Here is a 25,100-nt window from a genome sequence, read left to right on the forward strand (position 1 = left end):
GAACAGCTTAGCGCGCCGCGCAGAGAAAGAAAAGAGCGCTCCCGACGAACGGTAGGATTTTGCCGACGAGCGGCATCTCTTGCCGCGAGACTAAAACTCTTGCACCCATCTTGTCAGCTCGCGTGCCTGCTTTGGCAGCTTTGGGCTATCGGTGATCGCCCAAAGGGCGACGTAGGTATCAAGCAAGAGGTTCAAGGCTGTTGCCCACCCAAAAACAGACGCGTGATCTCCTCGTTGTGGGCGTCGATGTTGTCTGGCACCTCGAATTTGCCCTTGGCAACGCCAATGCGTTTGCCCGTTGACGCCATATCTATGGGTACCAGCTTGGCAACCGGACGCCCATTGCGGGCAATGACCCCGCGCCGAACCCCCAGCCACCACCCAGACACGAATCCGGGGGCAATTGCCGGGGGTGGCGCGCGCAAAGCCGAGACGTTACGAAAGGAGCGCCGCAATCACCCGTTCGGTGACCTCATCCACCGGCCCGACGCCATTGACGCGCCGGACTTTCGGTGCGGCAGGATCGCCGCTCGCTTCCCACGCAGTGTAGTAGTCGATGAGCGGTTTCGTCTGCTCATGGTAGACCTTGAGCCGCGCCCGCACGGTTTCTTCTTTGTCGTCGTCACGCTGAATGAGCGGTTCGCCCGTGACGTCGTCGACGCCGGGCTGTTTCGGGGGGTTGTATTTCACGTGGTAGGTGCGGCCTGATGCGGGATGGACCAACCGACCGCTCATCCGCTCTACGATCTCCTCATCGGGCACCTCAAAAACGAGCACGACATCGAGCGGCACGCCGTCGCGCTTCAATGCCTCGGCCTGTGCGAGTGTGCGCGGGAAACCATCGAAGAGGTAACCATTTGCGCAATCGGGCGCTTGCAGCCGCTCGCGCACCAGCCCCAGGATGATCTCATCAGAGACCAGTCCGCCGGCGTCCATCACCTTTTTCGCTTCCAACCCCAACGGCGTCCCCGCTTTGACCGCGGCGCGAAGCATGTCGCCCGTGGAGATCTGCGGAATGCCGAAGTGGCGACAGATCGCTTGTGCCTGGGTCCCTTTACCGGCTCCAGGCGGCCCCAAAAGAATCAAACGCATAACGTTTCCCTCCTTCTCGATTACCCAAACTCGTTCCTGCGCGATTGCGCGAAAAACGCACGGATCCGCGCTAAGTCCTCCGCGGTATCGACCCCTGGCGGCGGCGCTTCAGCAGCGAAATGGACGACGATGCGGGCGCCGTACCACAACGCACGCAGTTGTTCGAGTTTCTCTGCTGCCTCCAGCGGGGCTTCGCCCCACGTTGCAAAACGGCGCAAAAACCCGGCACGGTAGGCGTAGAGACCGATATGACGCCAAACGGGGACGGGTGGTGCCGCGTTCGCATCGAGCGCAAAGGGGTCTGCTTCCCGGACCCAAGGAAGAGGCGCCCGCGAGAAATAGTTCGCGTATCCGTTGCGATCGCAGACCACCTTGACCACATTGGGGTCACGCCATTCGCGCACCGTTGTCACCGGGACCGCTGCCGTAGCGATCGCCGCGTCGGGATGCGCGGCCAACCGTTCGACCACCGCATGAACGAGCGCAACCGGCAGTAGCGGTTCGTCCCCTTGCCAGTTCAGGACGATCGTCTCGTCCCCCCAACGTTGCTGCGTGACGACCTCTGCCAAACGATCCGTACCCGAAGGGTGTTCTGGCGCCGTCATCACCACGGCACCACCAGCCCGTTGCACCGCTTCGGCGATTCGCGGGTGATCGGTGGCCACCCAGACCGATTCGGCTGCCGCGCGCTGCGCTTGCTCCCAGACGCGGACCACGAGGGGCTTGCCCGCAACGTCCGCAAGCGCCTTTTCAGGAAGACGGCTCGAAGCAAACCGAGCCGGGATGACGATCTGAAACGGCGTCACAGCGCCCCCGCTTCGGGGCGTGGTTCCGAGGGGGGTGCTGCCGAAGCTACGCCCTTTTTGAGCGCGGCAACCTCCGCTTCACTGAGCGGCTCTGCCTCTTCGGCAAGCATCACAGGAATCCCATCGCGAACCGGATAGGCCAGACGATCGAATGGACAGACGAGCGCAAGCGGTTGTTTGCGCACGAGCAGTTTCCCTTTACACAGCGGGCAGACCAGGACGTCCAGAAGCTGCGGATCCATCGATCGTTTCCTCGATTCGGTCGACAAGTTCGGTTGGCACCTGGGCACGAACGACCAATACGAAATCGTCCGCCACGGCCCATTCGGCGCATTTTACCGCATCTTTCGCGGTAAAAAGGCGCCAAACCCCGGGTTCCGGTTTGGGGAGGTCATGCGCATGGAAACGGTGGTGATCGGGAAACGGATGGCGCGCTACCGTTGCTCCCAGCGCTTCGAGCGTGACAAAAAACCGTTCGGGATGGGCGATACCGGTGATCGCGGCAACGCGCCGCCCAGCGAGTTCGGAAAGCGGTATAAGGGTTTCGGCATCCCCTTTGCGCCCCCGTCGCCAAGCGGCGAGTGGCTGCAACCCGACGGGTTCGATCGTCAATGCCCAAGTGGCAGGGATTGCGTCACGCCCCAACAACGCACGTACGGTTGCCCGCGCCTCGGTGTCGTTTGCCGCACCGCGCACAAGCACCGCCGAAACGGAGCGCAACCGGTCAAGGGGCTCCCTGAGCGGCCCAGCCGGCAGCAACCAGCGATTGCCGAGTGTTGCGGGATCGAGCACGACCAGCTCGAATTGTCGCGCCAACCGGTGGTGCTGCAGGCCGTCGTCGGCTAGGATCACGTCCAGATGCGGCTCGGTGGCGAGCAGATGGGCAATAGCATGCGGGCGGTCGCGTCCGACGACCACCGGCACCCCGGTCGTCTGCGCCAGCAGCGTCGGTTCATCGCCGTGACGGCGGGGATCGCAGCCGCTCACCCGCTCGCAGCCGCCACGAGCGGTGACGTCACTGCGGTAACCGCGGCTGACCACCGCGACGCGTCGCCCCCGTTCGCGCAACGCACGCGCGAGCGCCTCCACCACGGGGGTTTTGCCGCTCCCTCCCGCAGTCAGGTTGCCAACGACGATCACCGGAACCGGAAAGCGCCGCCGGTGGCGTTGCGCCCAGGCGCGGTGCGCAAGAAACCCAAGGCGATAGCACGCCGCAAGCGGTAGTAGCGCCTGCGCCGCAAAGCCACGCGATTGCCACCAGCGCGGTGCTCCCCCGCGCACGCCACAGCACCTCACTGCGGTTGTTCCACCGCGAAGGTGACTTTGGCCAACCCCGCCTCTTGTGCGGCGCGCAGCGCGTCGATCACGCGCTGGTGCGGCGTTGCCGCGTCCGCTTCGATCACCACCACCGGGTCGCTCTTTGCTGGGGCTTGGCGCACCAACGCTTGACGGAGCGCCGCAACGTCTTGCGTCGGAACTGCGACGCCTTCGACGAACACCTGCCCGTGCGCGGTGATCTGGACGTGGATCGTTTCCGGCTCCTGCGCCGTCTGCGCTTCCCCTTCGGGGAGGTCGATCCGCAGCTGCCCCACTTGCGAAAAGGTGGTCGTGACACTCAAAAAGATGAGGATCACAAGCACCACGTCGATCAGGGGCACCAAGCTGAGCTCGGGGGCGTCGCGGCGCGAAGCCTGGGTAGTGAAACGCATCACCAAACCTCCCGACGCCTACCCGTCGACCCGCTCACCGTGCGCCACTTCGATGAGGCGCACCGCCGCCTGCTCCATCTCCAGGATGAGGTCGTCAACGTACGCGCGATAGTGGCGCCAGAAAATCGTTGCGGGAATCGCGATGATGAGCCCGAAACCGGTGGTGTAGAGCGCTACCGAAATGCCGTGCGCCAGTTGTTGCGGGTTCGCGGTGGCCCCTTGGGAGGCAAAGATCTCGATCATCCCGACGATCGTGCCAAAAAGACCCAGAAGGGGAGAAATCACCGCGATCGTTCCGAGCGTCGTCAAATAGCGTTCGAGTTCGTGGGCCACCACGCGCCCTTCGTCTTCGATCGCCTCTTTCATCACCTCACGGGGCGCCGCGTAGTTGCGGAGCCCGGCCGCAAGCACCCGCCCCAAGGGTGAGTGGGTCATCAATTTGACGGCCAGCGTGTTGGGCGATTCGCCACTGCGCAGCGCGCTCAGCACCGATTCGAGTAGTCCGGGCGGGTTGATGCGCCGTCTGCGTAGCGCCACCGCCCGCTCCAAAACGATCGCAAAGCCAACGACCGACGCGACGATGAGTGGCCACATCGGCCAGGAAAGCAGGGAAAAACTACCCACGAACGCACTCCTCGAGCATGGCTATCGAAAATGTGTGACAAAATACCACCAACGACTGCGGTTGCCAAGGTAAACGCCCCATGTCCGAACCCATCTGGACCGTCTCTGACCTCGCCGAAGCGGTGCGCGCATCGCTCGCCACCGCGTTTCCGACCCCACTCTGGGTCACGGGAGAGGTCAGCAACTTCAGCCGCGCGCCATCTGGGCACTACTACTTCACACTGCGTGACGACAACGCGGCGATTGCCTGCACGTTGTGGCGATCGCGCGCCGAACGGATGATGCGGGGCGAGACGGGGGGGCTTCCCAAAAATGGCGACGCGATCGAAGTCTTCGGGCAACTGACCACCTACGCGCCGCGCGGCACCTACCAGCTCGATGTGCAACAGATCCGTGCCGCCGGCGCCGGCGCTTGGTTTCAGCGGTTTTTGGCGGTGAAGGCGAAATTGGAAACCGAAGGGCTCTTCGATGCGGCGCGCAAACGGCCGTTGCCCCGCTTTCCGCGCCGCATTGCGATCGTCACCAGCCCGCAAGCGGACGCGTTGCAGGATGTGTTGCGCACCCTTGCGGCGCGCGCGCCGATGATCACTGCGGTGCTCGTGCCCACGTTGGTGCAAGGCCCTCAAGCGCCGGATGCGATCGTCGCAGCGCTCACCACCGTGGCGCAATGTGCGGCGGCACTTCGTTTGGAAGCCGTGTTGCTGGTTCGTGGCGGCGGTGCCGCGGAAGATCTCGCAGCGTTCAACGAAGAGGCCGTTGCCCGCGCGATTGCCGCCTGCCCGATCCCGGTGGTAAGCGGCGTTGGACATGAGACCGACACGACGATCGCCGACTTCGTCGCGGACGCGCGCGCGCCGACCCCAACCGGTGCGGCGGTGCTGATCGCGCAAGGGTGGAGCGAAGGCACCGCCCAGATCCAAGAACTCGACGCGCGGCTCAAGCGTGCGTTTCGCATCCAGTGGCAGCAGGTCAATCAACAGCTCGATTGGGGGGAACGGGACCTGAAACGGCTCTCGCCCGCGTTCGCGATCCGCGAACGGCGCGAACGGCTCGAGCAGCGCTACGCCGCGCTGCGTGAAGCGCTTGCCCAACGGTTGCGCAGCTCAGCCCGAACGCTCGAGGCCACCGCCGCGCGGCTCTGCCACCCGCGCGCGCAACTCGCGGCCCAACGCACGGCGCTCGAGGCGATCGCGCAACGCCTTCCCCACCCGCTCGCGCTGCTTGCCCCCTATCGCAGGGCTTGGTCGGCAAGCAGTGACAGGTTACGCGCCGCCTCGTTCGATTTGGCAGAGCCGAAGCGGCGATTGGAGACGCTCGCTGCCCGCCTCGAGGCGCTTTCCCCCACCGCGGTCTTGGCACGCGGTTATGCGTTGGTGTTCGATTCCGAAAGCGGACGGCTCATTACCCGCGCCGCGCAATTGGAAACCGAGGAACGGATCGCGATCCAATTTGCCGACGCCCGGGCGTTAGCAGAGGTTGTCGGTGGCGAAAATACCGAGTAGAATGGTCAGGCTTTACTGTTCAACCAACCCATGGAGGGCCAAACGATGATCCATCAACTTCCCGAACTCCCGTTTGCGAAAAACGCGCTCGAACCCTATATGAGCGCTGAAACGCTCGAATACCACCACGACAAGCACCATCAGGCCTACGTCAATAACCTCAACAATCTGATCAAAGGGACCGAATTTGAAGACATGCCGCTCGAAGAGATCGTCAAGAAGGCTCCTGCTGGCGGCATCTACAACAACGCGGCGCAAACCTGGAACCACTCGTTTTTCTGGAACTGCCTCTCGCCAAACGGCGGCGGCGAGCCTTCCGGCGCGCTCAAAGCAGCGATCGAAGCGAAATGGGGGAGCTTCGACGCATTCAAGAAAGCGTTCCATGCCTCGGCCGTCGGCAACTTCGGTTCGGGCTGGACGTGGCTGGTGAAGAAAGCCGATGGCAGCGTCGATATCGTCAATATGGGCGCTGCCGGAACTCCGCTCACCACGGGGGATACGCCGCTTTTGACCATCGACGTCTGGGAGCACGCCTACTACATCGATTACCGCAACCGTCGCCCCGATTTCGTCACCGCGTTCCTCGACCATCTGGTCAATTGGTCGTTCGCGGAGCAAAACTACGCGGCGTGACCGCACCCCGTTTCGGTTGAACATCGCCCCGGCAACGGGGCTTTTTTACGCGAAGGGCAACCATGAGCAACCGGCATCCCATTTTGGCGCACATCGATGCGCTTGGGCAGCAGATCTGGCTCGATCAATTGACACGGGAATGGCTCCTCGATGGTACGTTGCGCGCGTGGCAAGCGAAAGGGGTCACTGGCGTTACCACCAACCCGGCGATCTTCGAAAAAGCGATCAGCCAAAGCGACGCGTACCGTGACGAACTCGCGGCGTTGCGGCAAAGCGACCTGGAGCCGGAAGCGGCGCTCGAACTGCTCGTAGCCGCCGATGTGCTCAGCGCCTGTCAACAGTTTCGCGCGACCTGGGACGAAAGCAACGGTCGCGCCGGATATGTCAGTATCGAAGTGAGCCCAGCATTGGCCCACGACCGTGACGGCACCATCGCTGCTGCGAAACGGCTCCTTGCGCGCATTCCCGAACCCAACGTGTTGATCAAGATTCCGGCAACCGCTGCAGGGATCGACGCGATGGCAACGCTCGTCGCCGAAGGGATCGGCGTCAATGTCACGCTGATTTTCTCTCCGGGTCAATGGCAGGCCGTCGTCGACGCCTACCGCCGAGCGGCTGCCGCGGCGCAAGCGCTAGGCATCACCCCGGGGTATAGCGTCGCGAGTGTCTTCCTTTCGCGAATGGACAGCGCGGTCGATCCCCTCCTGGCGGAACGGGCGCCGGAGCACCCGGAGTGGCAAGGGATGACGGCGGTTGCGATGGCCAAAGCGATCGGCGCCACGTATCGCAGCCTGTTGGCTACCGATCCCCTTTTTGCTGCACACCCGCAACGGGTTTTGTGGGCGAGCACCAGCACCAAGAACCCAGCCTATTCCGATCTTTTGTACGTCGAACCACTCATCGGGCCAGAAACGATCAATACCCTGCCACTCGCCACGCTCGAAGCGCTGCTCGATCACGGCAAAGCGGACGAAGCCACACTTGCGCTCCACGTCGACGAAGCACACCAGCATCTGCAACGTTTGCAGACGCTGGGTATCGACCTCGAGGCGATCGGCGCCGATCTGCAGCGCGCGGGGCTCAATGCGTTTGCGCAAGCCCAGGCGCGGTTGTTGGCGATCGTTGCCGGTTAGGCCGGCTGCATCACCGCTTCGGGGGGTTGGGCGTATTTCTCCAGCTCTTTCTTGCTCACCCCCTGGCGGCCGGTGCTGGTTTCGAAGAGCTCTTTCATGTCGAGGATCAGGACGATCTGACCGTTGGAGAGGATCGTCACACCCGCAACCCCTTTGGGTCGGAAATCTTCGAGCGACTTGATCACCGCGTCTTCCCGCCCAGCGAAGCTGTCGATACCAAGGATGAACGAAAATTCGGCCATTTGCATCAGTACGCCGTAATTGGGGCTGCGGGTCATCGGCCAATTGAGGAGCAGCGAAAGCGGCAAAATCGGCAGCACTTCGCCCCGCACCACCAACGTCGAGCGTCCACCTACCTCGCGCACCTCGTCGAGGTGAATCGGAAGGATTTCGCGCACCATCGAGAGCGGCACTGCGAAGGGTTGTTCGCCTAGGCGGACGAGCAGCACCGGCAGAATCGCGAGCGTGAGCGGCAGGCTGATGATGAAGGTCGTCCCGCGCCCCGGTTCCGATTGCACGTCGATCGTGCCGTTCAATTTGGTGATGTTGGTCCGCACCACGTCCATCCCCACGCCGCGCCCCGAGACGTCGGAGACCTTCTCTGCGGTGGAGAAACCGGGCAGAAAGATGAGGTTGAGGCTTTGCCGGTCGTCCAACCCGTTCGCTTCGTCGGCCGAAATCAACCCTTTCTCGACCGCTTTCGCGCGAATCTTTTCCGCACTCATCCCTTTGCCGTCGTCGGCGATGATGATCAGGATATGGTCCCCTTCCTGTTTCGCGGAGAGTTGAATCGTCCCTTCCGGTTTCTTCCCGGCAGCGATGCGCTCTTCCGGCGATTCGATACCGTGATCCACCGCGTTGCGGATGAGGTGAATGAGCGGATCCGAAAGATCGTCGATCATCGTCTTGTCGATCTCGGTCTCTTCACCGCTGATCACGAGTTCGATCTGTTTGCCGAGCTGGCGTGCCAAATCGCGCGCAATACGCGGATATTTCTGGAACAACCGCCCAATGGGCTGCATCCGCGTTTTCATCACCGCGTTTTGCAGGTCGGAAACCAAGAGATCGAGCTGATTGACCGAAACGTCGAGCGCATGAAGGGTATCGGGGTCGGTTTTCCCCGCCAGGATGTCGCTACGCAACGCGGTCAAGCGGTTTTTGGTAAGCCCGATTTCGCCCGCTAGGTTGAGCACCTGGTCGAGGCGCGACGTTTCGATGCGGATTCCCTGGTCCCGATTTTCGGCTGGCCGCCGCACCGGGGCAGGGACGGACGCGCGCTTGGGCGCAGGTGGCGCCGCTTTTGCTTCCGCTTTGCCGTCGTGCGCTTTGGCGTCGTCTGGCTTCGGCGTCGCCTTGGACTCGTTCGCTGTTTCCCCCGCAACCACTTGGTGCAGCAACTCCCAATCGGGTTCACTGCCCCCATCTTTACCCGAATCTACGGCATCGGCCTGGCTTTTGGTACCCCCACCTGCGGGTTCGGGCAGTTTCCCGGCAAGCGCGGCCCGCAACCGTTCGAGTAGTGACTCTTCCGCGGGCGGCGGTTGCACGCTGCGCTCCAAATAGGAGAACATGTCCCGGACGGCGGCGGTGGCTTCCAGGATCAGATCCATGAGCGATGGCGTGAGCGACAGTTCGTCGTTGCGCAGCTTGTCGAAGAGGTTTTCGGTCAGGTGACACAACGTCACCAGTTCGTTCGCGCCAAGAAACCCCGCACCCCCTTTGATGGTGTGAAACCCACGAAAAATTTCGTTCAAGAGATTTTTGTCGTGCGGGTTCTTTTCGAGCTCGACCAAACGGTTATCGACGCCTGAGAGCAGGTCTTCCGCTTCGACCAAAAAATCCTGGAGAAGGTCCTGCATACCAGCAAAATCGCTCATGGCTCTGCTCCTTGTTTCTGCGCTGTCCCGAGCCGTCAGAAGCCGAGACTACTCAGTAGATCATCCACCTCTTCTTGGGACGACAAAACGCCCTCCCCCTTCTGAACAGCCGGCCCATTCAGCAAGGCTTCGTCGCCTTCCGATTGGTGTTTTTTCTGTCGCAGCTCTTCTGGCATCGCTTCGATGAGGATCTGCAGCAGTTCGGTTTCGATCCGGCCGACGATCTCGATCACTTTTTTGATCACTTGACCGGTAAGGTCTTGGAAATCCTGCGCCATCACGATGTTCATGAGCTGCTCGGCGGTGAGGTGCGCGTTCTCTTCCGTAAGCGCAAGGAACGCATGCGTCTCTTTCGCAAGCGCTTTGAACTCCTGCGGCGAGAGCTGATTGGCAAAGAGCTGATCCCAACGGGCGCGCAGCGCCTGCGCTTTGCTCTCCAACTCTTTTTGCAACGGCGACGCGATCTCGGCCGCATTGAGGACCTTGACCGCAGCTTCTTCAGTTTTCTGCGCGATGTAGCGCAGCCGCTCTTTGGCATCGGGAACTGCTTGCGCTGCTTCCGCGACGACCGATTCACACCCAAGCTCTTTGAGCGCCTCATGGAGTTGCCGCGCCACCTTTCCGATGCGGCGGTAGAGTTCGTCGCGCTGCTCGGGTGTCAGGGGCGGTTCGGCTGCTTCGCCTGGGTCAGAAGCATCCGAATCCGCCTCGGCGCTTGCTTGAAACTGCTCGGCAACGGTATCGAACAGCGCCTGCAGTTCATCGCTGTCACCACTCTCCGTTTCCGGTTCCGAGCTCTGCGCAGCAGCGCCGACGATGCTGTCGAACAACGCTTGCAATTCGTCGCTGTCGCCAGATTCGTGTTTTTTACTCATCGTCTTGCTCCACGCGCTACTGTTTGCCCAGCTTCGCAAAGATGCGGTCGAGCTTTTCCGCCAACACCGCTGCCGTGAAAGGCTTGACGATGTATCCTGAAGCGCCCGCCTGCGCCGCCGCGATGATGTTCTCCTTTTTCGCTTCTGCGGTGATCATCAACACCGGCAGGTGTTTGAGCTTTTCGGAACTGCGGATCTTTCTGAGCAGCGTCAGCCCGTCCATGTTGGGCATGTTCCAGTCGGTGATGACGAAATCGAACGGTTGGCTTTCCAATTTGTTGAGTGCCACCTGGCCGTCTTCAGCCTCTTCGACGTTGGTGTACCCCAGTTCCTTCAACAGGTTGCGCACGATGCGACGCATCGTCGAAAAATCGTCGACCACCAGAAAACGGATTTTGTTTTTGTCCATGGATCAGCACTCCTTGATCATCGTGTGAGTAACGGCCGGAGGGTCTCGGCCAACGCATGGGCGTCGAATTTTGCCACATAGCCGTCGACACCCACCCGTTCGCCCATCGCCCGGTTCGCTTGCGACGAGAGCGAGGAGTGCATGATCACCGGAATGCCTTCGAAACGGGGGTCGGCCTTGATGTATTTGGTCAGCACATAACCGTCCATCTCCGGCATTTCGGCGTCGACCAAAATCACATCGACCTGTTCGCGCAAACTTTGGCCGGTTTGTTCGGCAAAATTGGCCATACTTTCGAGTCGCGCCCACGCCTCTGCGCCGTTGTTCGCATGTGCGTGCTTCACTCCGAGTTTGTCGAGCACCTCCGCAATCTTTTTACGCGCAACGCCCGAGTCATCGACGAAGAAGACGTGGTAGCGGTGCCCTTCGGGAATCGGCAAAATCGTCCCGACCACCTCTTCGCCAAAGACCCGCGCCAGAATCGATTCGACGTCGATGATCGAGACGATGCGGCCATCTGGGAGCTCGGTGATCGCAGTGATCATCCCGTGGACCTGCTGCGAGACGTTTTCCGGTTCGCGCACCAGCCCCCACTCGACGCGGATGATGCGGTCCACCGATTCGACGAGGAACGCCAACGTCTTTTGGCTGTATTCGGCAACCATCATCGTCGGTGCCAGGCGGTCGTCCATCGGCGCCAACCCCATCACCTTCGCCAACGACACCACCGGGATGACGTTGCCGCGCAGACTCACCAACCCTTCGACACCAGGCGGCACGTTGGGCGCGCGGGTGATGAACGGGGTGCTCATCACCTCACGCACTTTGAACACATTGACGCCAAAGATTTCGCTCGTCCCCAGCGAAAAGAGGAGGATTTCGAAACGGTTCGAGCCAGCCAACCCGGCGCGCGCCTCGATCTCTTCGAATGCACTGTGTTCCGACTTCTCCTCGACCAGTTCCGGTTCGATGACCGTTTTCGCAGGAAGATTCATCGCTCAGCCCTCCCGTTTGCCATGGGCTTCGTACAAAACGCGCCGCAGAATCGCCGCCAATTCTTGCGGCTGGAATTTCGGCACATACTCGTCGACCCCAACCGATTTGCCTAGATGTTGGTTCTGCATCCCGGAAAGCGACGAATGCATCAGGACCGGAATCCCGGCAAAGCGGCGGTCGGTCTTGATCTTTTTGGTGAGGATGAAACCGTCCATCTCCGGCATTTCGATATCGGTAAGCACCGCCGAGACGAGCTCTTTCACCGGTCGTTTGAGCGTACGCGCCCGTTCCGCGGCACGCTCCAGGTTCTCCCAGCATTGTCGGCCATTGACTGCTTCCACGTACCGGACGCCCAGCTTTTGCAGCGTCCGTTCGACCTGTTCGCGCGCGATCGCCGAATCGTCGGCGTAATAGATCGTGAAGCGGTCCGCATCGGGTAGGGGTTCGATACCGGCATAGAGATCCGCTTCCGCTTCGACCCCACCGGTGGTATCGGAAAGCACCTTTTCCACGTCGAGCAGCATCACCAAGCGCCCATCGGTGAGTTCCGTCACCGCGGTGACGAGCCCCCCCATCTTCGCGGTGAGCATATCGGGCGGCACCCGCATCTGCGACCAATCGAGCCGCAAGATGGTGTCGACCGATTCCACCAGGAACCCTTGCACGTGCTGGTTGTATTCGGTGACGATCATGATGTTGCGTTCGCTGCCCGGTTCCACCCCGACATATTCGCCCAGATCGACCACCGGTACCAACACGCCACGCAAACTCACCATCCCCTTCACCGCTTTGGGCATTTCCGGCGCTGCGGTGATCGGCGGGGTCTTCATCACTTCACGGACCTTGAAGACATTGATCCCAAAGGTCTCACGCCGCCCCGTGGCTTGACTCACTCCCAAGGTGAACAGCAAAATTTCGAGTTTGTTGGTGCCTGCAAGTTTCGTGCGCTCATCGATGCGTTTGAGCAGGTCGGTCATGATGGGCTCCTTGCGCGCTGTCACTTCGCGATAGTGCTATATTACGACGGATCAGAAAAAAACTTGAGGCAAATTGGACGAAAAAAAGGCCGCAATTTTTCCTCAAGTTTTTTGCGCTTTGGTCGATAATAATTCCATCCGTTCGGAACACGAGGAGCCCCCCATGTTCGGCAACAAGACCAAAATTCAAGAACAAGCAGCGCGGATCGCTGCGCTCACCGATGAACTGGCGCGCGCCCAGCAAGCGCTTCAGGAAGCACGTCGCGAAACAGAAGAGGCACGTGCCGAAGCCGACGCTTGCCGTACAGAAGCAGAGAATCTTCGCCGCGTCCTCAAAGAGTTCGTTGCGTTTGGGCAATCGCTCGGGAGCGTTCGCAGCAGTTTCGTGACGCTGGCCGAAACGGCAGAGGCCGACCAGGATCAGGCCGAGCATGCCGAAAAAGCTGCCGTGCATACGGAACAGGTGGTGCGTACCATCGCGAACAATCTGCAGAAGTTGGCTGAGGCATCGCAAGAGGCGATGACCAAGATCGGCGCGCTCGACGAGCGGGCGCAGCAGATCAGCGGCATCGTCAATCTGATCCGTGAGATCGCCGATCAAACCAACCTACTTGCGTTGAACGCGGCGATCGAAGCCGCACGCGCCGGTGAACAGGGGCGCGGATTTGCGGTGGTCGCCGACGAGGTACGCAAACTCGCCGAGCGCACCGCAGTGGCCACTTCCGATATCGCACGACTGGTCGAGCAGATCCGCAACGACAGCAGCGCAAGCCGCACTGCGATCGTCGCGTTGGCCGAACGCGCCCAAAGCTATAGCGAAGAGAGCCGCACCACGGCGCAAGAGGTAGAGGCGTTGGGGAATGAAATCGAAACGATCCACCGCGAAGCGGCGCTCTCGGCGCTGCGTGCGTTCTGCGAAATCGCGAAACTCGACCACATCGTGTACAAATTCGAGGTCTATCAGGTGATCCTGGGCAACAGCCAAAAAAGCGTGGACGAGTTCGCCAGCCATCAAGCGTGCCGGTTGGGCAAGTGGTACTACGAAGGGAAAGGGCACCACTGCTTCAGCCACTTCCCCGGTTTTCGCGACCTCGAAGCGCCACACCGTTCGGTACACGACGCGGCCAAAGCGGCTCTTACCGCGTACGCGCAGCACAACTGGGATCAGGTGGTTACCGCACTCGCGCGAATGAATGAGGCGTCGATGCAGGTGATCAACCTCTTGGATCGCCTGGTTACCGCGGGGGAAGAGAACCCAGCGCTCTTGCAGTGCGAAGATTAGTCGTCGACGAGACGATCCCAATCTTCACTGCCGTCCAACACCCCGCGTGCGCGCACTTTCACCGGCCGCCGCGGGGTGTTTGCTAAGCGCGCATTGCCTTTGTCGAGGGATGCGTGCGCGGCATCGTCGTTGCGCTGCAGTCGGGCCGATTCCGCATCGCCTTGAAGACCGTGGTGCGTTGCCCCTGTCGTCACCAACAGCCGCTCCAGTGCTTGCAAATCGGTGCGCAACGCACGGACCGCTAGATCGTCCGGGTAGCGTGCAGCGACGGCGTCGGCGTTGAGCGCCGCAAGCCGTACGTATTGCCACACTGCTTCCCAGTCCATGATGGCTTCGCTCCATGACGATCTTGTCATGAAGCGTTATCGGCACCAAGGAAAAAAACTTGAGGGTTTTTAGCGCGGACAGGAAGCTGCCCACCACCGCTCCGGATCGAGCACGGTAGCGAGCGCTTCTCCCCGAGTTGCCAACGCCACCCACCCCGCTTGGAGCGCCGCACCATCGGCTAACGGTTGGGTTGCCACGCCCCCTGCCCGTTCGGCACCATCGACACCGGTAAGTACCGTCCGCGTTCCGCAAGCCAGTGCCACCACCACAGGGTATTCGAACGGCGCACGGTCGGTTTCAGGAATGAGCGGCCGCCACGGGTATGGGGTACCGGCTAGGGAGAGGTACCACAGCCCGTTCACGAACCGGCAGGCATTTTTCGGCATCTGCGGGAAAAACGCCGCGACCGATTCTGCGGGCACCGCAACCGCTTGCTCCGCCACAGTGAGCCAGAACGCCCACAAGATCGCGGGCGCAAACGGCATCGCCATTTCCCAAGCGTCGTTGGTCTCGCGGACCACCCACGCGGCTTGGGTAGGCAATTCAGACAGCCACGCCGCTTTCACCGTCGCGACCCCGTCCGGATCCCCGGAGAGGACGAACCGAACCGTCGCGCCCATGCGATAGCACCGCATTGTCAGACGCAGCGCCCCGTGCGCCCCACACGCCTTGGCCGCGCTGAGCGCGACGTGTTGCCAGCGGTCGAGCACTTCGGCAAACGCTGGGGTGATCACCGCCGCGTCGCCGGTGAGGGTCACCGACCACGCCGGCAATTGCGTCCGCCATACCCCCTGCCACGTTTGCACCCAAAGAGACAACGGCAATTGGGCCGTGCGCACCGCGTCATACACCAAGCCGTCCGTTTCAGGGAACGACGACGCGGCGTGCTGCGCATGCACCAACGCACGCCACCACGTCTGCCAGGGGGCACCTTCCGCACCCGGTTCGCAGACCAGATCACCCGCCACGTCGGTGGCCGGAGAGGCGCTGAGATGGGGCGCACCCGTCTGAGGTTCGGTGGGCACCGATGGTGTTTCGATGGCGTTGGGTGCGTCAGGCGGCGGGACGGGTTGCGCCCGTTCCTCGGCAAGCCGTTCGACCGCGACAGAGCCAGGCACCGCAAAGAGTTCGACCGCATCGCGAAGTGCGCGTTTGTCCGCAGCCGCGCTCGTTACGATCCACGACCAGGTGGTTGCGTTTTCCGCGATAGGGTCGGGATCCGCGCGAACCGAACCGAACGCAGAAAGCGCCGCGACAAGCTCCTCCTGCATGGCCCGGCTCGCGCGCACGTGCGGCGCTGGGGTCAGAGTAACGCGCCACGCAGAAAATGGGTCGTTGGTGTGAACTTCCGTAGGCGCTTGTTCATCGAGCGCCGCCCCTTTTCCAGGCCATTTCGCCAACCGGTCTTCCAGAATGCGCGCGAGCCGCGAAAACGCTTCATCCCCCATCGCCGCCGCCGCGCCTTTGAGGGAGTGCGCCAAGCGGACCGCCTCTTGCTGAATCGCTTCGCTCCACCCGTCGCGGTCGGCCTGCGCCAAGAGGGATTCGATCGCCGAGATCGTTTCTGTTTTTTCTGCGGCGTAGAGCGCGTTCAATTCTTCGTCATTCACGCGCCACCCCACGCCGCAGCGTTTCCGTGATCTGCGAAGCCTGCTTGCGCAGATCCTCTTCGGCTTCGCGTTTCAGGACGATGATACTGATGCGCCGGTTTTGCGGCGCGTAGGGGTCTTCCGGCACGAACGGAACGGTGTCGGCCATGCCGACGACGCGAAAGACCTTCTCCGGATCCAGTCCTCCGGCGACCAACTCCCGCCGCGCCGCGTTCGCTCGGTCGGCCGAAAGTTCCCAGTTGGAGATGCCGCGCCCGTTGTTGGCAAACGGTGTCGCGTCGGTATGGCCTGCGATCATGATCTTGTTCTCGATTCCGCTCAGCGTCCGTCCAATGAGGCGCAACAGATCCCGCATGTACGGTTGGACCTCACTGCTGCCGGAAGCGAACATCGGCCGATTCTTCTCATCGACGATTTCGATCGCCAACCCGTCTTCGGTGATCTGCATCCGGATCTGGTCGCGCAACGCGCGTAAAGTGTTGTCAGCCTCGATCATCGCTTCGAGGAGCGAACGCACCCGCTCCATTTGTGCGAGTTCGCGCCGCTTCTGATTTTCCCGCTCCTGCGCCTCGGCGTCGCTCGTCGCACCTTGCACGCGTTGCACATCTGGGGATTCGTTCTTGTTGTCCGAGCGGCCTTTCGTGGGCAAAGACCCCTCGCCACCGTCGCGTTGGAACGTGCTTTTCGATGGGGTGTCCCCTCGTTTCACCTGCCCAACGCGCCGGGAGAGGTCCTCACCGCCCCCCGGAATGATCCGCTCAGCATCGCCGGAGCCCGACCCCCCTTCACGTGCGACTCTGAGCGGGTTCTGGAAAAATTGCGCGATCCCGTCGAGGTCTCCTTTCGCGGTCGAGCCCAACAGCCACATCAAAAGAAAAAAGGCCATCATCGCGGTGACGAAATCGGCGTACGCGATCTTCCATGCGCCGCCATGCGCGCCACCGCTGACCTTCTTGACCCGTTTGACGACGATCGGCTGTTGGGTATCGTCTCTCATCGCGCTACCCGATTACTTGCGGTTCTTGAGCTCTTCCTCGAGCTCGGCGAAGGTGGGCCGCACCGTCGACCACAACACCTTACGGCCAAACTCCACCGCCATCTGCGGCGGGTAGCCGTTCATGCTCGCGAGCAGCACCGCTTTTGCCACCTGAAAAGGCTTGCTGCCGTCTTGGACCTTGAGTTCGAGCTGGCTGGCGATGGGGCCGACGAAACCGTAGGAAACCAAGATCCCCAAGAAAGTCCCGACGAGCGCGCCGCCGATCATCTTCCCGAGCACCGCGGGCGGCTCCCCCACCGAACCCATCACGTTCACCACCCCCATCACCGCGACGACGATACCGAACGCGGGGACTGAGTCTGCTGCTTTCGAGATGAGGTGCGCCGGCAGATGCGCTTCGATGTGGTGGGTTTCGATCTCTTGCTCCATCAACCCTTCGACTTCGATCGCGTTGAGGCTGCCGCTCACCATCATCCGTAGGTAGTCGGTAATGAATTCCACCAGATGGTGGTCGTGCAACACCAACGGGTACTTGCCAAAAATGGCCGAACCTTCAGGGTTTTCGACGTCCTGCTCGATCGCCATCAACCCCTCTTTGCGCACCTTGGTGAGAATCTCGAAGAGCAGCGCCAGCAGTTCGATGTAAAACGCACGAGTGTAGGGCGAGTTCTTGAAAACCGCCGCAAGCCCGCCCACCGCCGCTTTCAACGAACTGGGGTTGTTGGACGCGACAAAACTCCCGATCAACAACCCGACGATCGCAATGTATTCGGTTGGGACGAAGAGGGCAGCAAGGCTACCGTGCACCGCGTAGGTGCCCAGCGCCGACGCCAAGATGATGACGTAGCCGATCAGGAGAAACATCGGGTCTTAGCCGTTTCCGATAGTGCTATCAACCGGTGACTGCAGACGCCACGCGCCGTCGGTTTTTCTTCACCGGGAGAGAACGTTGCGCAGCGGCCAAACGGTGCTTACGATTTTCTTGACCTGCTCCTGCGCGCGACGGCATGTGACACAGTCCGCAGACGAAGGTTTTCGCCGGTTCATAGGCGTGGGTGACGAAATGGCCGCCGCATTGCGAACAGGGCGTGAGTTGCAGCAACTCGGCGTTGAGAAAGCGCAGCAGCGTCCACGCCCGAGTGATACTCAATACCGGCTCGATCTGAACGGCATCTACGGTATCGAGATAGAGTTGGTACGCGGTGATCAAACGCCGCCGGTGGTCAGTTTCCGCCACCTGTTGCCAAAAATTGGCAAAGAGCGTGGAATGGACGTTCGGCTGCCAGCTCATGAACCAATCGGTCGAAAACGGAAGCATCCCTTTTGGCGGCGAGACACCCCGCACTTGCTTGTAGAGCTTCATCAGCCGATCGCGGCTCAGCACCACCTCCGCTTCCAGCAGCTGCATCCGCGCCCCCAGGCGGATCAATTCCGCTGCGATCAAAATTTCCTGCGCATCGGCTTCGATCTGTTCAAGTTTTTTCGCCATCGTCGTCTCCCACGATCGGGCTTTTCCGCGGTTTCGCTTGCGCCAAGATGAGCGCGTGCAACTGCGCTGCGGCTTCGTCGCGCCCTACGTCACCTGCCAATTGTTTCAACAACGCACCATCGAAGCGAAATTGCGGCACGAGCATCGCCCCTTGCGCCAGCCGGACCAGTTTGGCAGGCGAGAGCGTCTGCAACCACCGCAGGTCTTCCTCTGCAACACCCAGCTTCACGGCTGCTGCGGCAACGTTGTCGTGCGCCATCCGCTGCGCGAGGATGAGAAAGTTGAGGTTCAGCTCGCGAATTTCCTCGGCAAAGTCTGGGGCTGGCATCGTCGGCGCTCCTCCTGCCGCCACAGTATAGCAAGAAGCACCCTCGCCCAAAAAGGGAAAAAGCGAAAAAAATCGGCGGCAATTTCGGTTTGTGGTTTTTTTGCTACACTGTGCGCACCGCCGTTACCGCGTTTCGTCACGATGAATTTCTGTTCCGTCTGTGGCCATCCCGTCGAACGGAAGATCCCGCCGCTCGACCATCTGCCTCGTTACGTCTGCCCAAACTGCGCGACGATCCATTACGAAAATCCGCGCATCGTCGCGGGGACGTTGCCGCTACGGGGCAACCAGATCCTGCTCTGTCGCCGCGCGATCGCCCCACGAATCGGCTATTGGACGCTTCCTGCCGGATTCATGGAGTGTAACGAAAGCACCCTCGAAGCCGCGATGCGGGAAACCTGGGAAGAGGCGGGAGCGCGGGTTCGGATCGACGCGCTCCATGCGTTGCTGGACGTTCCCCACATCCATCAGGTGCACCTCTTCTACCGCGCGACCCTGTTGGACCTGGACTGGGTGCCTGGCGCTGAAACCTTGGAAATTCGCCTTTTTCCTTTATCGTGCTTGCCGTGGGACGAACTGGCGTTCCCAACGGTTCGCCGCGCGCTGGAGTACCTGTTGCGCGGCGAAGCCACCGCCCTCTCGCCACAGGGCACCACCCGCTATCCGACCGTGCCGCTCATCGAAACCTTGCCGCCACGCTCCGCACGCCCTTAGTGGCCCGCTCTTTCAGTAAACGAGACGCAACGTCCCGACCGCGTAGCGCTGCGCAAACGGCCGCGTCGATTCCACCCCTTCTTCGTAGGAAAGCAACTGGTACGATTTGGCGTCCCGTTGCTCGGTCACTTTTTGCGCTGCGCGCTGGAAAATGCGCCACGATTCGCCGTTGCCCCCTGTGGTGAGCGAGCGCATCGTCAGCACCAGACGGACCACCGCCTCCGATTCCGGTTGCACGGTAATCGTCCAGTTGGGGGCGAGCGGATCGTAGAGCGCGTAGGCAACCAGCGCCGCACCGCCCAATTGCCGCAGAAGCCCGAGATGGGAGATCGGCGCCGAGGTTGGAGTGGACGCAGTCGCCGCGGTAGCGCCAGTGCCAGTTGCAGCGTTCGCAGCGGAAACCCCTAGGGAGGAATCGGAGAGCAGCAGCGCGCTTCCGGCTACCGCCGCGCCCTCTCGCGCGATCTCGGCAGAAGTGAGCCGCTCCTGCGCACAACCGGTAAGCCCCACGGCCCCTCCCACTACGAGGACGAGCCACCACCCCCCTTTCGTGAAAAAAGAGCACCGCCTCATCCCTCTCCCCCATGCGCCGTGACGTCGCGCTCACAAATACTGGAACAAGCTGAGATTGGAAACCTTGACGAACGACTGTTGTGCCGCGGAGAGCACCATCTGTTGTTGCGCCAATCGCGACAACGCCTCGGTATAGTCGAGATCTTCGATGCGCGAGCGCGCCTGCGCGTAATCGAGATCGAGCGCTTTCCCCATCTCGGTGAGCGCATCGAGTTCCGCAAGTTGTGACCCCACCTTCGCTGTATAGTGTTGCACGCGCGCCAGGAAGCGATCGACCGCGTCGATCCCGGCGCTCGACGCATGGATGGTGGTGGTGCCAGCCGTAGCGGGATCAAGCGCGTCGATCGCATCTTGGAGGTCGTTGAAAAACCGTGCCAGCGGGTATTGCGTGGGCGGGCCAGCAACGAACGTGCTTTGATCGGCATCGAAGAGCCCCCCGGGGCCACCGGTCGAAGATCCCGGTACGTTCGCGTCGATCAGCCGCGCCGCGCCCACCCGCATCTGCTTGACGTTCGCATCCCCTTGATAGTAGTAACGATCGGGGGTCAGTGGGTTGCCGTCGTGATCGCCCCAGGCGACCGGCGGCCGATCGTTTTTGAAGCCCGCGAAGAGATAGTTTCCCTGTCCATCCTGACTGTTTGCCAACCCAACCAAATTGGCCAGTTGGCTGCGCAAATCCTGCGCGAGCGCCGCGCGGTCCGACGCCGCGAGCGCCCCCGTTCCCGCTTGCACGAACTTGTCGCGCATGTATTGCAGGGTGTCGCTCATCTGCGTCAAACGGGTATCGGTCAGCCCGAGCACGTCCTTTGCGTAGCCGATGTTTTCGAGAAACTGCTGGTTCACGCTCTGCGACTGCTGCAATTCGAGACTGCGCGCCGCACGTACCGGGTCGTCCGACGGTACGACCATCTTGCGACCGCTCGCCACCTGCAATTGGGTCTGATGCATTTGGGTCTGCGCCCGCTGCATCGCGAAGATGTTGCGGTCATAGACTTGGTTGGTTGCGATCCGTAACATAGCCGTTCTCCTGGTTACTGAGCAATCGCGAGCACTTCATCGAAGAGCTTCTGCGCGATCTGCATCGTCTTGCTCGCCGCCTGGTAGGCCTGTTGAAATTGGATGAGGTTCGCCGCCTCTTCGTCGAGGTTGACGCCCGCGTAGCTGTCCCGTGTCGCCTGCACCTGATCGACCAGCGCTTTACTGGCTGTGGCTTCGGTTTTCACCGAACGGGCAAGCGTGCCCAATTCGGCCACGGCGCTTGCCCAGGTGGTTTGAAACGTCGCGGTGGGAATACCCGACGCATCGGCAAAGAGCGTTTTCGTCGTCTGAAGGCTGGAAAGCGCCAGCATATTGACGTTGTCGGCAGGCCCTGAACCCGTTGCGCTCGTGGGATCGGCCTGCGCCGCGGCTACCGCGCGGGGATCGGTGAGTGCTACCGCCAAAGTTCCCCCTTGTGCAGGAAACGGCCGCACTACGACCCGTTCGCCGGCATTCAACGTACCAGTAAGGGTCAGCCCTTGAAACGTTGCCGGGAGCGTTGCTCCGGTATAAAGCGACTGACCGTCATGCAGCCGCGTGATGGTGTAATTGCTCCCATCGTACCGAATTTCGAACGATGCAGGTTGCATCGCCGCGACATCGAGCGGCGTTGCCCATCCTACGGTGAGGTTGCTCCCTTGGTCACCGGTGAAGGTCTGAGTTGACGGTACTCCGCCGAAAAAATCGCGATTGGTGACGCCATCCAAGCCGTACCCTTGCTGGTGTTGTGCATTGAACGCCAACGCCAATGTGGTCGCCAAGAAACCCAATTGGTCCTGAATCCGATCGAGCCCTTCACGGCGAAACGCCAGGAGCGCCCCCAGTTCCCCTCCGGTGACAAGCCGCTCGGGCAGCACCTGTGGAGCCCCGCTACCACCAAACTGGTAGGTTAGCCGACGGTGCATGGCATCGCCGGGATCGGCTTCGGTAGCGAGCGTAGCGCTTGCCACCCCTTGCACGAGTGTCTGGCCGCTACCGATAAACACCGACATCATCCCCTGGTCGTCGATCACCGTTTTGATCCCGATCAACCCGGCAAGCTCTTTCGCCAATTGATCCCGCTGATCGAGCAGGTCATTGGGGGGCGCTTCCGCACCGCGGGTCGACGCTTGCAGGATCTGTTGGTTGAGATCGGCGATGTTGCGCGCCAAAGCAGTCACCTGCTGCGCCACGCCGTCGAGGCGCTGCTCGACGTCTTGACGAATCTCGTCGATCCGCGCGTCGAAGAGGCGAAAGCGTGCCGTCAACACTTCGCCTTGCGAAAGGAGCGACTGCCGTGCTGCGATGCTTTCCGGGTTGTCTGCGACCTCCTGCACCGCGTCGAAAAACTGTTGCAGCGCAGGGGAAAGGCCAGCGTCCGGGTCCGCGACGAGGTTGTCGAGCGGCGCGATCAGCTCCTGATAGTGTTGCGCCTGCGCGTAGCGGGTAGTTGCAGCAAGAAGGTTGCCCTGCAAAAACTGGTCGTACGCGCGCTCCACGCCCACCAACAGCGCGCCCCTACCGATGTAGCCGAAGCCGACAAATTGCGGAAATTGGGTACTTTGGTTGACCCGCTGACGGCTATACCCTTCGGTATTGGCGTTCGCGATGTTGTGGCTTGCGGTATCGAGCTGATAGCGCGCCGCCATCAACCCCGTCAAGCCGATCTGTAACATCCCCATCGCACCGCTCCTGCTGCCGTTATCCCTGCAGAAAATCAAGCAAAGTTCATGCCAACCTCAGCCACGGTGCTTTGTAATGTCGCGTTCCGAACCACCCGGACAATTTTGTGCGCGTAGTCGGGATCGGTAGCGTACCCAGCCGCGGCAAGCGCCTGCGCAAACGCTTCGGGCGTGCGCGCGCCACGCACGCGCGCGTAACGGTCGTTCTCCGCGATCAACCGGACATAGTCGGCAAACGCAGCGTCGATCGAGGGATAGGCGCGAAATTCGGCAATCTCCGTTTGGGGCCGTCCGTTGCGGTATTCGGTGGTCTGCACCCGCACCCGCTCTCCGTCCCAGTCGCTTCCCGCTTTGATGTTGAAGAGGTTGTTCGACGGCCGACCGTCGGGGTGGCGGAGCATCGCGCTGCCCCAACCGGTTTCGAGCGCGGCTTGCGCCAACACGAACTCAGGAGCCAGACCGAGTGCTTCAGCAGCGCGGCGCGCAGCAGGAAGCAGTTCGCGGACGAAATGGGCGATCCGCTCCTCAGGAGGGGCATCGGCAGGCAAAGGGACGAAATTGGACGGCGCTGGCGCTACGGCTACAAGCGCAGCAGGCACCGTCGTTTCCGGCTCGGCGCTGTGCGTATCCAGCGTCGTTTCCCTCGCTGGATCCTGACGCTGCGCGTGCCCTTCTAACAGCGGTGTGCCGCCGTCGGCTGCGACCGGAACCAATGCCGGAGCTGGCTCCGTGGAAACGAGCGGCGTCAACGTGGGTTCCAGCCCCAGTAATGTCTGAACGAAATCGCGTTGTGCGATGAAGGATCGTTCGACGACCGGAGCCGTTTGCCCGTTCGCAGCGTCCGCTTGGCGGAACGATCGCTCGACCACGGGCGGTAACGCGGACGCGATCGCTGACAGGGTATTCCTTTCGTGCTCCGGGTTTGGAGCGCGGCGTGCTGCCACACGATTCGGCGCGTCATTTGCCGCAATCGCCGTCTCTGCGGCAACCTTTGCCGGATCGTCGGTTGCGCCCGGTTTCGGCAACCATTGCCGCGCCAGCAGCTCGGCAAGACCGACGCCCCCACTTTGGGCCAAATCGCTGGCCAGTTGCTGGTCGGAGAGTTCTTGCCACAGCTTGCGCGCACTGGAGTCGAAGAGGCCATTTTCGGGTACGGTCGCGCGCATCGCTTTCAACATCTGCTGCAACATCAGCGCTTCGAATTGGCGCGCCGCACTGCGGATGGCTGCGGGTTGGTCCTCGCCGCGCGCGGCACGCCGCAATGCGGCAACCGCACGCGGATCGAACGCGGGAAGCGAAGATACCGCCATCAGATCACCTCCAGCTCGGCTTCCAACGCGCCCGCCGCTTTCATTGCTTGCAAGATGCTGATGAGGTCCATCGGTGTCGCTCCGAGCGCGTTGAGCGCCTGGATCACCTCGGCCAGATTCGCTCCACCTTTGATGTGGTGGAGCACGCCAGGGGGTTGCTCGATCTTGACCGACTGCTGCCGTGCAACGACCGTCTCTCCGCCAGCAAGCGGTGCGGTCGGTTGGCTGACCTTGAGATCCTCTTGGATCGTTACCTTAAGGTTGCCGTGGGCGACTGCCACTGGCTTGAGCCGAACCTCCTGATTCATCACTACCGATCCAGTACGGGCATTGACGATCACTTTCGCGGGCTCAGTTGCCGGCGTAACCGGCAACTCCTGGAGTTGCCCAAGGAACGCAACGCGCGCACTTGCGTCGTGCGGCGCGTTGACGAGGATGGTCCGCCCATCTTGCGCGGCGGCGGTACCAGCGCCGAACTTCTGGTTGATCGCAGTCACGACCCGAGCAGCCGTGGTGAAATCGGTAGTTTTGAGCTCAAGGCGCAACGGGCCATTCGTTGCCAGTGCAACCGGCACTTCGCGTTCCACTGTGGCGCCCCCCGGGATCCGTCCGGCAGCCAGATGGTTGATCGTCTGCGCCGCACCACCTGCCTGCGCACCGGCGCCTCCGACCAAGACGTTTCCTTGCGCAATCGCGTAGATCTGCCCGTCAGCCCCTTTCAACGGCGTCATCACCAGAGTACCACCCCGTAAGCTTTTCGCGTTCCCGATCGACGAGACCGTGACGTCGATTCGCTGCCCCGGTTTGGCAAACGGGGGCAATTCCGCGGTGACCATCACCGCCGCGACGTTCTTGAGCTGCAAGCGCGTGCCCGGAGGGAGCGTCACGCCCAAATTACGCAGCATGTTGAGGGTGCTCTGAACGGTAAAAGGGGTTTGCGTCGTCTGGTCTCCTGACCCGTCGAGTCCGATCACCAGGCCGTACCCGACCAACTGGTTCTCCCGAACGCCAGCGATCGTCGCCAGTTCTTTGAGGCGTGCCGCGTGCGCAGCCGGTAAGAACGCGAGCCAACACGCAACCCCCACCGCGATCCTCCGCGCCACCGTTCTCCAACCGAACCCGTACCGCATCGTCACCT

General features: G+C 61.7%; 28 protein-coding genes and 2 pseudogenes. 6 read left to right on the forward strand and 24 right to left on the reverse strand.

What is annotated here, in order from left to right; translation table 11 throughout:
- Positions 1–114 precede the first annotated feature (114 nt).
- The 8 genes and pseudogenes from HPTL_RS11660 to HPTL_RS07830 form a co-directional block, all read right to left on the reverse strand.
- Positions 115–195, reverse strand: a pseudogene (locus tag HPTL_RS11660) (PIN domain nuclease); the annotation flags it as partial.
- Positions 192–389, reverse strand: a complete 198-nt coding sequence (locus tag HPTL_RS07800; protein WP_197713637.1) for a type II toxin-antitoxin system Phd/YefM family antitoxin — start codon at positions 387–389, stop codon at positions 192–194. The pseudogene HPTL_RS11660 and the gene HPTL_RS07800, both read right to left, overlap by 4 nt.
- Before the next feature lie 46 nt (positions 390–435).
- Complete coding sequence (gene adk, locus HPTL_RS07805; RefSeq protein WP_119335486.1) at positions 436–1,092, reverse strand: adenylate kinase; 657 nt, start codon at positions 1,090–1,092, stop codon at positions 436–438.
- Between the two features lie 20 nt (positions 1,093–1,112).
- Positions 1,113–1,898 (reverse strand): 3-deoxy-manno-octulosonate cytidylyltransferase, encoded by a 786-nt coding sequence (gene kdsB, locus HPTL_RS07810; RefSeq protein WP_119335487.1) that lies wholly within the window; start codon positions 1,896–1,898, stop codon positions 1,113–1,115.
- Entirely contained in the window at positions 1,895–2,140 is a 246-nt protein-coding gene (locus tag HPTL_RS07815) for a Trm112 family protein (protein WP_119335488.1), read from the reverse strand. The genes kdsB and HPTL_RS07815 overlap by 4 nt, the downstream gene beginning before the upstream one ends.
- A complete protein-coding gene (lpxK, locus tag HPTL_RS07820) occupies positions 2,097–3,179 on the reverse strand; it encodes a tetraacyldisaccharide 4'-kinase (RefSeq protein ID WP_119335489.1) in 1,083 nt (360 codons plus the stop codon). The genes HPTL_RS07815 and lpxK overlap by 44 nt, the downstream gene beginning before the upstream one ends.
- A gap of 11 nt (positions 3,180–3,190) precedes the next feature.
- Positions 3,191–3,607 carry an ExbD/TolR family protein gene (locus tag HPTL_RS07825; protein ID WP_119335490.1) on the reverse strand — a complete coding sequence of 139 codons (417 nt, stop codon included), beginning with the start codon at positions 3,605–3,607 and terminating at the stop codon, positions 3,191–3,193.
- Positions 3,608–3,625: 18 nt separating this feature from the next.
- Entirely contained in the window at positions 3,626–4,201 is a 576-nt protein-coding gene (locus HPTL_RS07830) for a MotA/TolQ/ExbB proton channel family protein (protein ID WP_119336130.1), read from the reverse strand.
- A gap of 110 nt (positions 4,202–4,311) precedes the next feature.
- On the opposite strand from HPTL_RS07830, the gene xseA reads away from it, so the two are divergent.
- From xseA to tal, 3 genes are all read left to right on the forward strand, one after another.
- On the forward strand, positions 4,312–5,733 hold the full coding sequence (gene xseA, locus HPTL_RS07835; RefSeq protein WP_119335491.1) for an exodeoxyribonuclease VII large subunit: 1,422 nt from the start codon (positions 4,312–4,314) through the stop codon (positions 5,731–5,733).
- A 45-nt stretch (positions 5,734–5,778) separates the two neighbouring features.
- The gene (locus HPTL_RS07840; RefSeq protein ID WP_119335492.1) at positions 5,779–6,366 is read left to right on the forward strand and encodes a superoxide dismutase; all 588 of its coding nucleotides are present in this window, start codon (positions 5,779–5,781) and stop codon (positions 6,364–6,366) included.
- Between the two features lie 62 nt (positions 6,367–6,428).
- Positions 6,429–7,499 carry a transaldolase gene (gene tal / locus HPTL_RS07845; protein WP_119335493.1) on the forward strand — a complete coding sequence of 357 codons (1,071 nt, stop codon included), beginning with the start codon at positions 6,429–6,431 and terminating at the stop codon, positions 7,497–7,499.
- On the opposite strand, the gene HPTL_RS07850 is transcribed toward tal, so the two are convergent.
- Genes HPTL_RS07850 through HPTL_RS07870 form a run of 5 tightly spaced genes read right to left on the reverse strand, consistent with a single transcriptional unit; the run spans position 7,496 to position 12,633 of the window.
- On the reverse strand, positions 7,496–9,376 hold the full coding sequence (locus HPTL_RS07850; protein ID WP_197713639.1) for a chemotaxis protein CheA: 1,881 nt from the start codon (positions 9,374–9,376) through the stop codon (positions 7,496–7,498). The genes tal and HPTL_RS07850 overlap by 4 nt on opposite strands.
- Before the next feature lie 35 nt (positions 9,377–9,411).
- On the reverse strand, positions 9,412–10,251 hold the full coding sequence (gene cheZ / locus HPTL_RS07855) for a protein phosphatase CheZ (RefSeq protein WP_119335494.1): 840 nt from the start codon (positions 10,249–10,251) through the stop codon (positions 9,412–9,414).
- Between the two features lie 16 nt (positions 10,252–10,267).
- A complete protein-coding gene (gene cheY, locus HPTL_RS07860; protein WP_119335495.1) occupies positions 10,268–10,660 on the reverse strand; it encodes a chemotaxis response regulator CheY in 393 nt (130 codons plus the stop codon).
- A gap of 17 nt (positions 10,661–10,677) precedes the next feature.
- A complete protein-coding gene (locus HPTL_RS07865) occupies positions 10,678–11,655 on the reverse strand; it encodes a chemotaxis protein (RefSeq protein ID WP_119335496.1) in 978 nt (325 codons plus the stop codon).
- Between the two features lie 3 nt (positions 11,656–11,658).
- Complete coding sequence (locus HPTL_RS07870; protein WP_119335497.1) at positions 11,659–12,633, reverse strand: chemotaxis protein; 975 nt, start codon at positions 12,631–12,633, stop codon at positions 11,659–11,661.
- Between the two features lie 163 nt (positions 12,634–12,796).
- Here HPTL_RS07870 and HPTL_RS11665 point away from each other — a divergent pair.
- Positions 12,797–13,456, forward strand: a pseudogene (locus HPTL_RS11665) (methyl-accepting chemotaxis protein); the annotation flags it as partial.
- A gap of 168 nt (positions 13,457–13,624) precedes the next feature.
- Positions 13,625–13,915: a CZB domain-containing protein gene (locus HPTL_RS11670; RefSeq protein WP_232000032.1), complete on the forward strand. Its 291-nt coding sequence runs from the start codon at positions 13,625–13,627 to the stop codon at positions 13,913–13,915.
- Here the strand turns inward: HPTL_RS11670 and HPTL_RS07880 are convergent.
- From HPTL_RS07880 to HPTL_RS07905, 6 genes are all read right to left on the reverse strand, one after another.
- The gene (locus tag HPTL_RS07880; protein ID WP_119335499.1) at positions 13,912–14,241 is read right to left on the reverse strand and encodes a hypothetical protein; all 330 of its coding nucleotides are present in this window, start codon (positions 14,239–14,241) and stop codon (positions 13,912–13,914) included. The two genes, HPTL_RS11670 and HPTL_RS07880, sit on opposite strands and share 4 nt — an antisense overlap.
- A gap of 69 nt (positions 14,242–14,310) precedes the next feature.
- Positions 14,311–15,852: an Hpt domain-containing protein gene (locus HPTL_RS07885; RefSeq protein WP_170141313.1), complete on the reverse strand. Its 1,542-nt coding sequence runs from the start codon at positions 15,850–15,852 to the stop codon at positions 14,311–14,313.
- Positions 15,845–16,849 (reverse strand): flagellar motor protein MotB, encoded by a 1,005-nt coding sequence (motB, locus tag HPTL_RS07890; RefSeq protein WP_119335501.1) that lies wholly within the window; start codon positions 16,847–16,849, stop codon positions 15,845–15,847. The genes HPTL_RS07885 and motB overlap by 8 nt, the downstream gene beginning before the upstream one ends.
- A gap of 12 nt (positions 16,850–16,861) precedes the next feature.
- Positions 16,862–17,713, reverse strand: a complete 852-nt coding sequence (motA, locus tag HPTL_RS07895; RefSeq protein ID WP_119335502.1) for a flagellar motor stator protein MotA — start codon at positions 17,711–17,713, stop codon at positions 16,862–16,864.
- Between the two features lie 28 nt (positions 17,714–17,741).
- Positions 17,742–18,338 carry a flagellar transcriptional regulator FlhC gene (gene flhC / locus HPTL_RS07900; RefSeq protein WP_119335503.1) on the reverse strand — a complete coding sequence of 199 codons (597 nt, stop codon included), beginning with the start codon at positions 18,336–18,338 and terminating at the stop codon, positions 17,742–17,744.
- Positions 18,322–18,666 carry a flagellar transcriptional regulator FlhD gene (locus HPTL_RS07905; protein ID WP_119335504.1) on the reverse strand — a complete coding sequence of 115 codons (345 nt, stop codon included), beginning with the start codon at positions 18,664–18,666 and terminating at the stop codon, positions 18,322–18,324. Before HPTL_RS07905 ends, flhC begins: the two co-directional genes overlap by 17 nt.
- A gap of 141 nt (positions 18,667–18,807) precedes the next feature.
- Between HPTL_RS07905 and HPTL_RS07910 the strand changes: the two genes are divergently transcribed.
- Positions 18,808–19,380, forward strand: coding sequence for an NUDIX hydrolase (locus HPTL_RS07910; RefSeq protein ID WP_119335505.1), 573 nt, complete (start codon positions 18,808–18,810; stop codon positions 19,378–19,380).
- 12 nt (positions 19,381–19,392) lie between these two features.
- On the opposite strand, the gene HPTL_RS07915 is transcribed toward HPTL_RS07910, so the two are convergent.
- From HPTL_RS07915 to HPTL_RS07935, 5 genes are read right to left on the reverse strand one after another with little or no spacing between them, the layout of a single operon-like run.
- Positions 19,393–19,953: a hypothetical protein gene (locus tag HPTL_RS07915; RefSeq protein ID WP_119335506.1), complete on the reverse strand. Its 561-nt coding sequence runs from the start codon at positions 19,951–19,953 to the stop codon at positions 19,393–19,395.
- Positions 19,954–19,983: 30 nt separating this feature from the next.
- Positions 19,984–20,970, reverse strand: coding sequence for a flagellar hook-associated protein FlgL (flgL, locus tag HPTL_RS07920; protein ID WP_119335507.1), 987 nt, complete (start codon positions 20,968–20,970; stop codon positions 19,984–19,986).
- Between the two features lie 14 nt (positions 20,971–20,984).
- On the reverse strand, positions 20,985–22,652 hold the full coding sequence (gene flgK, locus HPTL_RS07925) for a flagellar hook-associated protein FlgK (protein ID WP_119335508.1): 1,668 nt from the start codon (positions 22,650–22,652) through the stop codon (positions 20,985–20,987).
- Between the two features lie 35 nt (positions 22,653–22,687).
- Entirely contained in the window at positions 22,688–23,962 is a 1,275-nt protein-coding gene (locus tag HPTL_RS07930) for a glucosaminidase domain-containing protein (protein ID WP_119335509.1), read from the reverse strand.
- A complete protein-coding gene (locus HPTL_RS07935) occupies positions 23,962–25,092 on the reverse strand; it encodes a flagellar basal body P-ring protein FlgI (RefSeq protein WP_119335510.1) in 1,131 nt (376 codons plus the stop codon). Before HPTL_RS07935 ends, HPTL_RS07930 begins: the two co-directional genes overlap by 1 nt.
- Positions 25,093–25,100: the final 8 nt, after the last annotated feature.

The sequence above is a fragment of the Hydrogenophilus thermoluteolus genome, assembly GCF_003574215.1.
In the GTDB taxonomy this organism is placed as follows: Bacteria; Pseudomonadota; Gammaproteobacteria; order Burkholderiales; family Rhodocyclaceae; genus Hydrogenophilus; species Hydrogenophilus thermoluteolus.

Bases quoted from the DNA above. Each gene is read 5' to 3' on its own strand.
- adk (WP_119335486.1), bottom strand. From the start codon at position 1,092: ATGCGTTTGATTCTTTTGGGGCCGCCTGGAGCCGGTAAAGGGACCCAG.
- HPTL_RS07815 (WP_119335488.1), bottom strand. From the start codon at position 2,140: ATGGATCCGCAGCTTCTGGACGTCCTGGTCTGCCCGCTGTGTAAAGGG.
- HPTL_RS07825 (WP_119335490.1), bottom strand. From the start codon at position 3,607: ATGCGTTTCACTACCCAGGCTTCGCGCCGCGACGCCCCCGAGCTCAGC.
- HPTL_RS07830 (WP_119336130.1), bottom strand. From the start codon at position 4,201: ATGTGGCCACTCATCGTCGCGTCGGTCGTTGGCTTTGCGATCGTTTTG.
- xseA (WP_119335491.1), top strand. From the start codon at position 4,312: ATGTCCGAACCCATCTGGACCGTCTCTGACCTCGCCGAAGCGGTGCGC.
- HPTL_RS07840 (WP_119335492.1), top strand. From the start codon at position 5,779: ATGATCCATCAACTTCCCGAACTCCCGTTTGCGAAAAACGCGCTCGAA.
- tal (WP_119335493.1), top strand. From the start codon at position 6,429: ATGAGCAACCGGCATCCCATTTTGGCGCACATCGATGCGCTTGGGCAG.
- HPTL_RS07850 (WP_197713639.1), bottom strand. From the start codon at position 9,376: ATGAGCGATTTTGCTGGTATGCAGGACCTTCTCCAGGATTTTTTGGTC.
- cheZ (WP_119335494.1), bottom strand. From the start codon at position 10,251: ATGAGTAAAAAACACGAATCTGGCGACAGCGACGAATTGCAAGCGTTG.
- cheY (WP_119335495.1), bottom strand. From the start codon at position 10,660: ATGGACAAAAACAAAATCCGTTTTCTGGTGGTCGACGATTTTTCGACG.
- HPTL_RS07865 (WP_119335496.1), bottom strand. From the start codon at position 11,655: ATGAATCTTCCTGCGAAAACGGTCATCGAACCGGAACTGGTCGAGGAG.
- HPTL_RS07870 (WP_119335497.1), bottom strand. From the start codon at position 12,633: ATGACCGACCTGCTCAAACGCATCGATGAGCGCACGAAACTTGCAGGC.
- HPTL_RS07880 (WP_119335499.1), bottom strand. From the start codon at position 14,241: ATGGACTGGGAAGCAGTGTGGCAATACGTACGGCTTGCGGCGCTCAAC.
- motB (WP_119335501.1), bottom strand. From the start codon at position 16,849: ATGAGAGACGATACCCAACAGCCGATCGTCGTCAAACGGGTCAAGAAG.
- motA (WP_119335502.1), bottom strand. From the start codon at position 17,713: ATGTTTCTCCTGATCGGCTACGTCATCATCTTGGCGTCGGCGCTGGGC.
- flhC (WP_119335503.1), bottom strand. From the start codon at position 18,338: ATGGCGAAAAAACTTGAACAGATCGAAGCCGATGCGCAGGAAATTTTG.
- HPTL_RS07905 (WP_119335504.1), bottom strand. From the start codon at position 18,666: ATGCCAGCCCCAGACTTTGCCGAGGAAATTCGCGAGCTGAACCTCAAC.
- HPTL_RS07910 (WP_119335505.1), top strand. From the start codon at position 18,808: ATGAATTTCTGTTCCGTCTGTGGCCATCCCGTCGAACGGAAGATCCCG.
- HPTL_RS07915 (WP_119335506.1), bottom strand. From the start codon at position 19,953: ATGAGGCGGTGCTCTTTTTTCACGAAAGGGGGGTGGTGGCTCGTCCTC.
- flgL (WP_119335507.1), bottom strand. From the start codon at position 20,970: ATGTTACGGATCGCAACCAACCAAGTCTATGACCGCAACATCTTCGCG.
- flgK (WP_119335508.1), bottom strand. From the start codon at position 22,652: ATGGGGATGTTACAGATCGGCTTGACGGGGTTGATGGCGGCGCGCTAT.
- HPTL_RS07930 (WP_119335509.1), bottom strand. From the start codon at position 23,962: ATGGCGGTATCTTCGCTTCCCGCGTTCGATCCGCGTGCGGTTGCCGCA.
- HPTL_RS07935 (WP_119335510.1), bottom strand. From the start codon at position 25,092: ATGCGGTACGGGTTCGGTTGGAGAACGGTGGCGCGGAGGATCGCGGTG.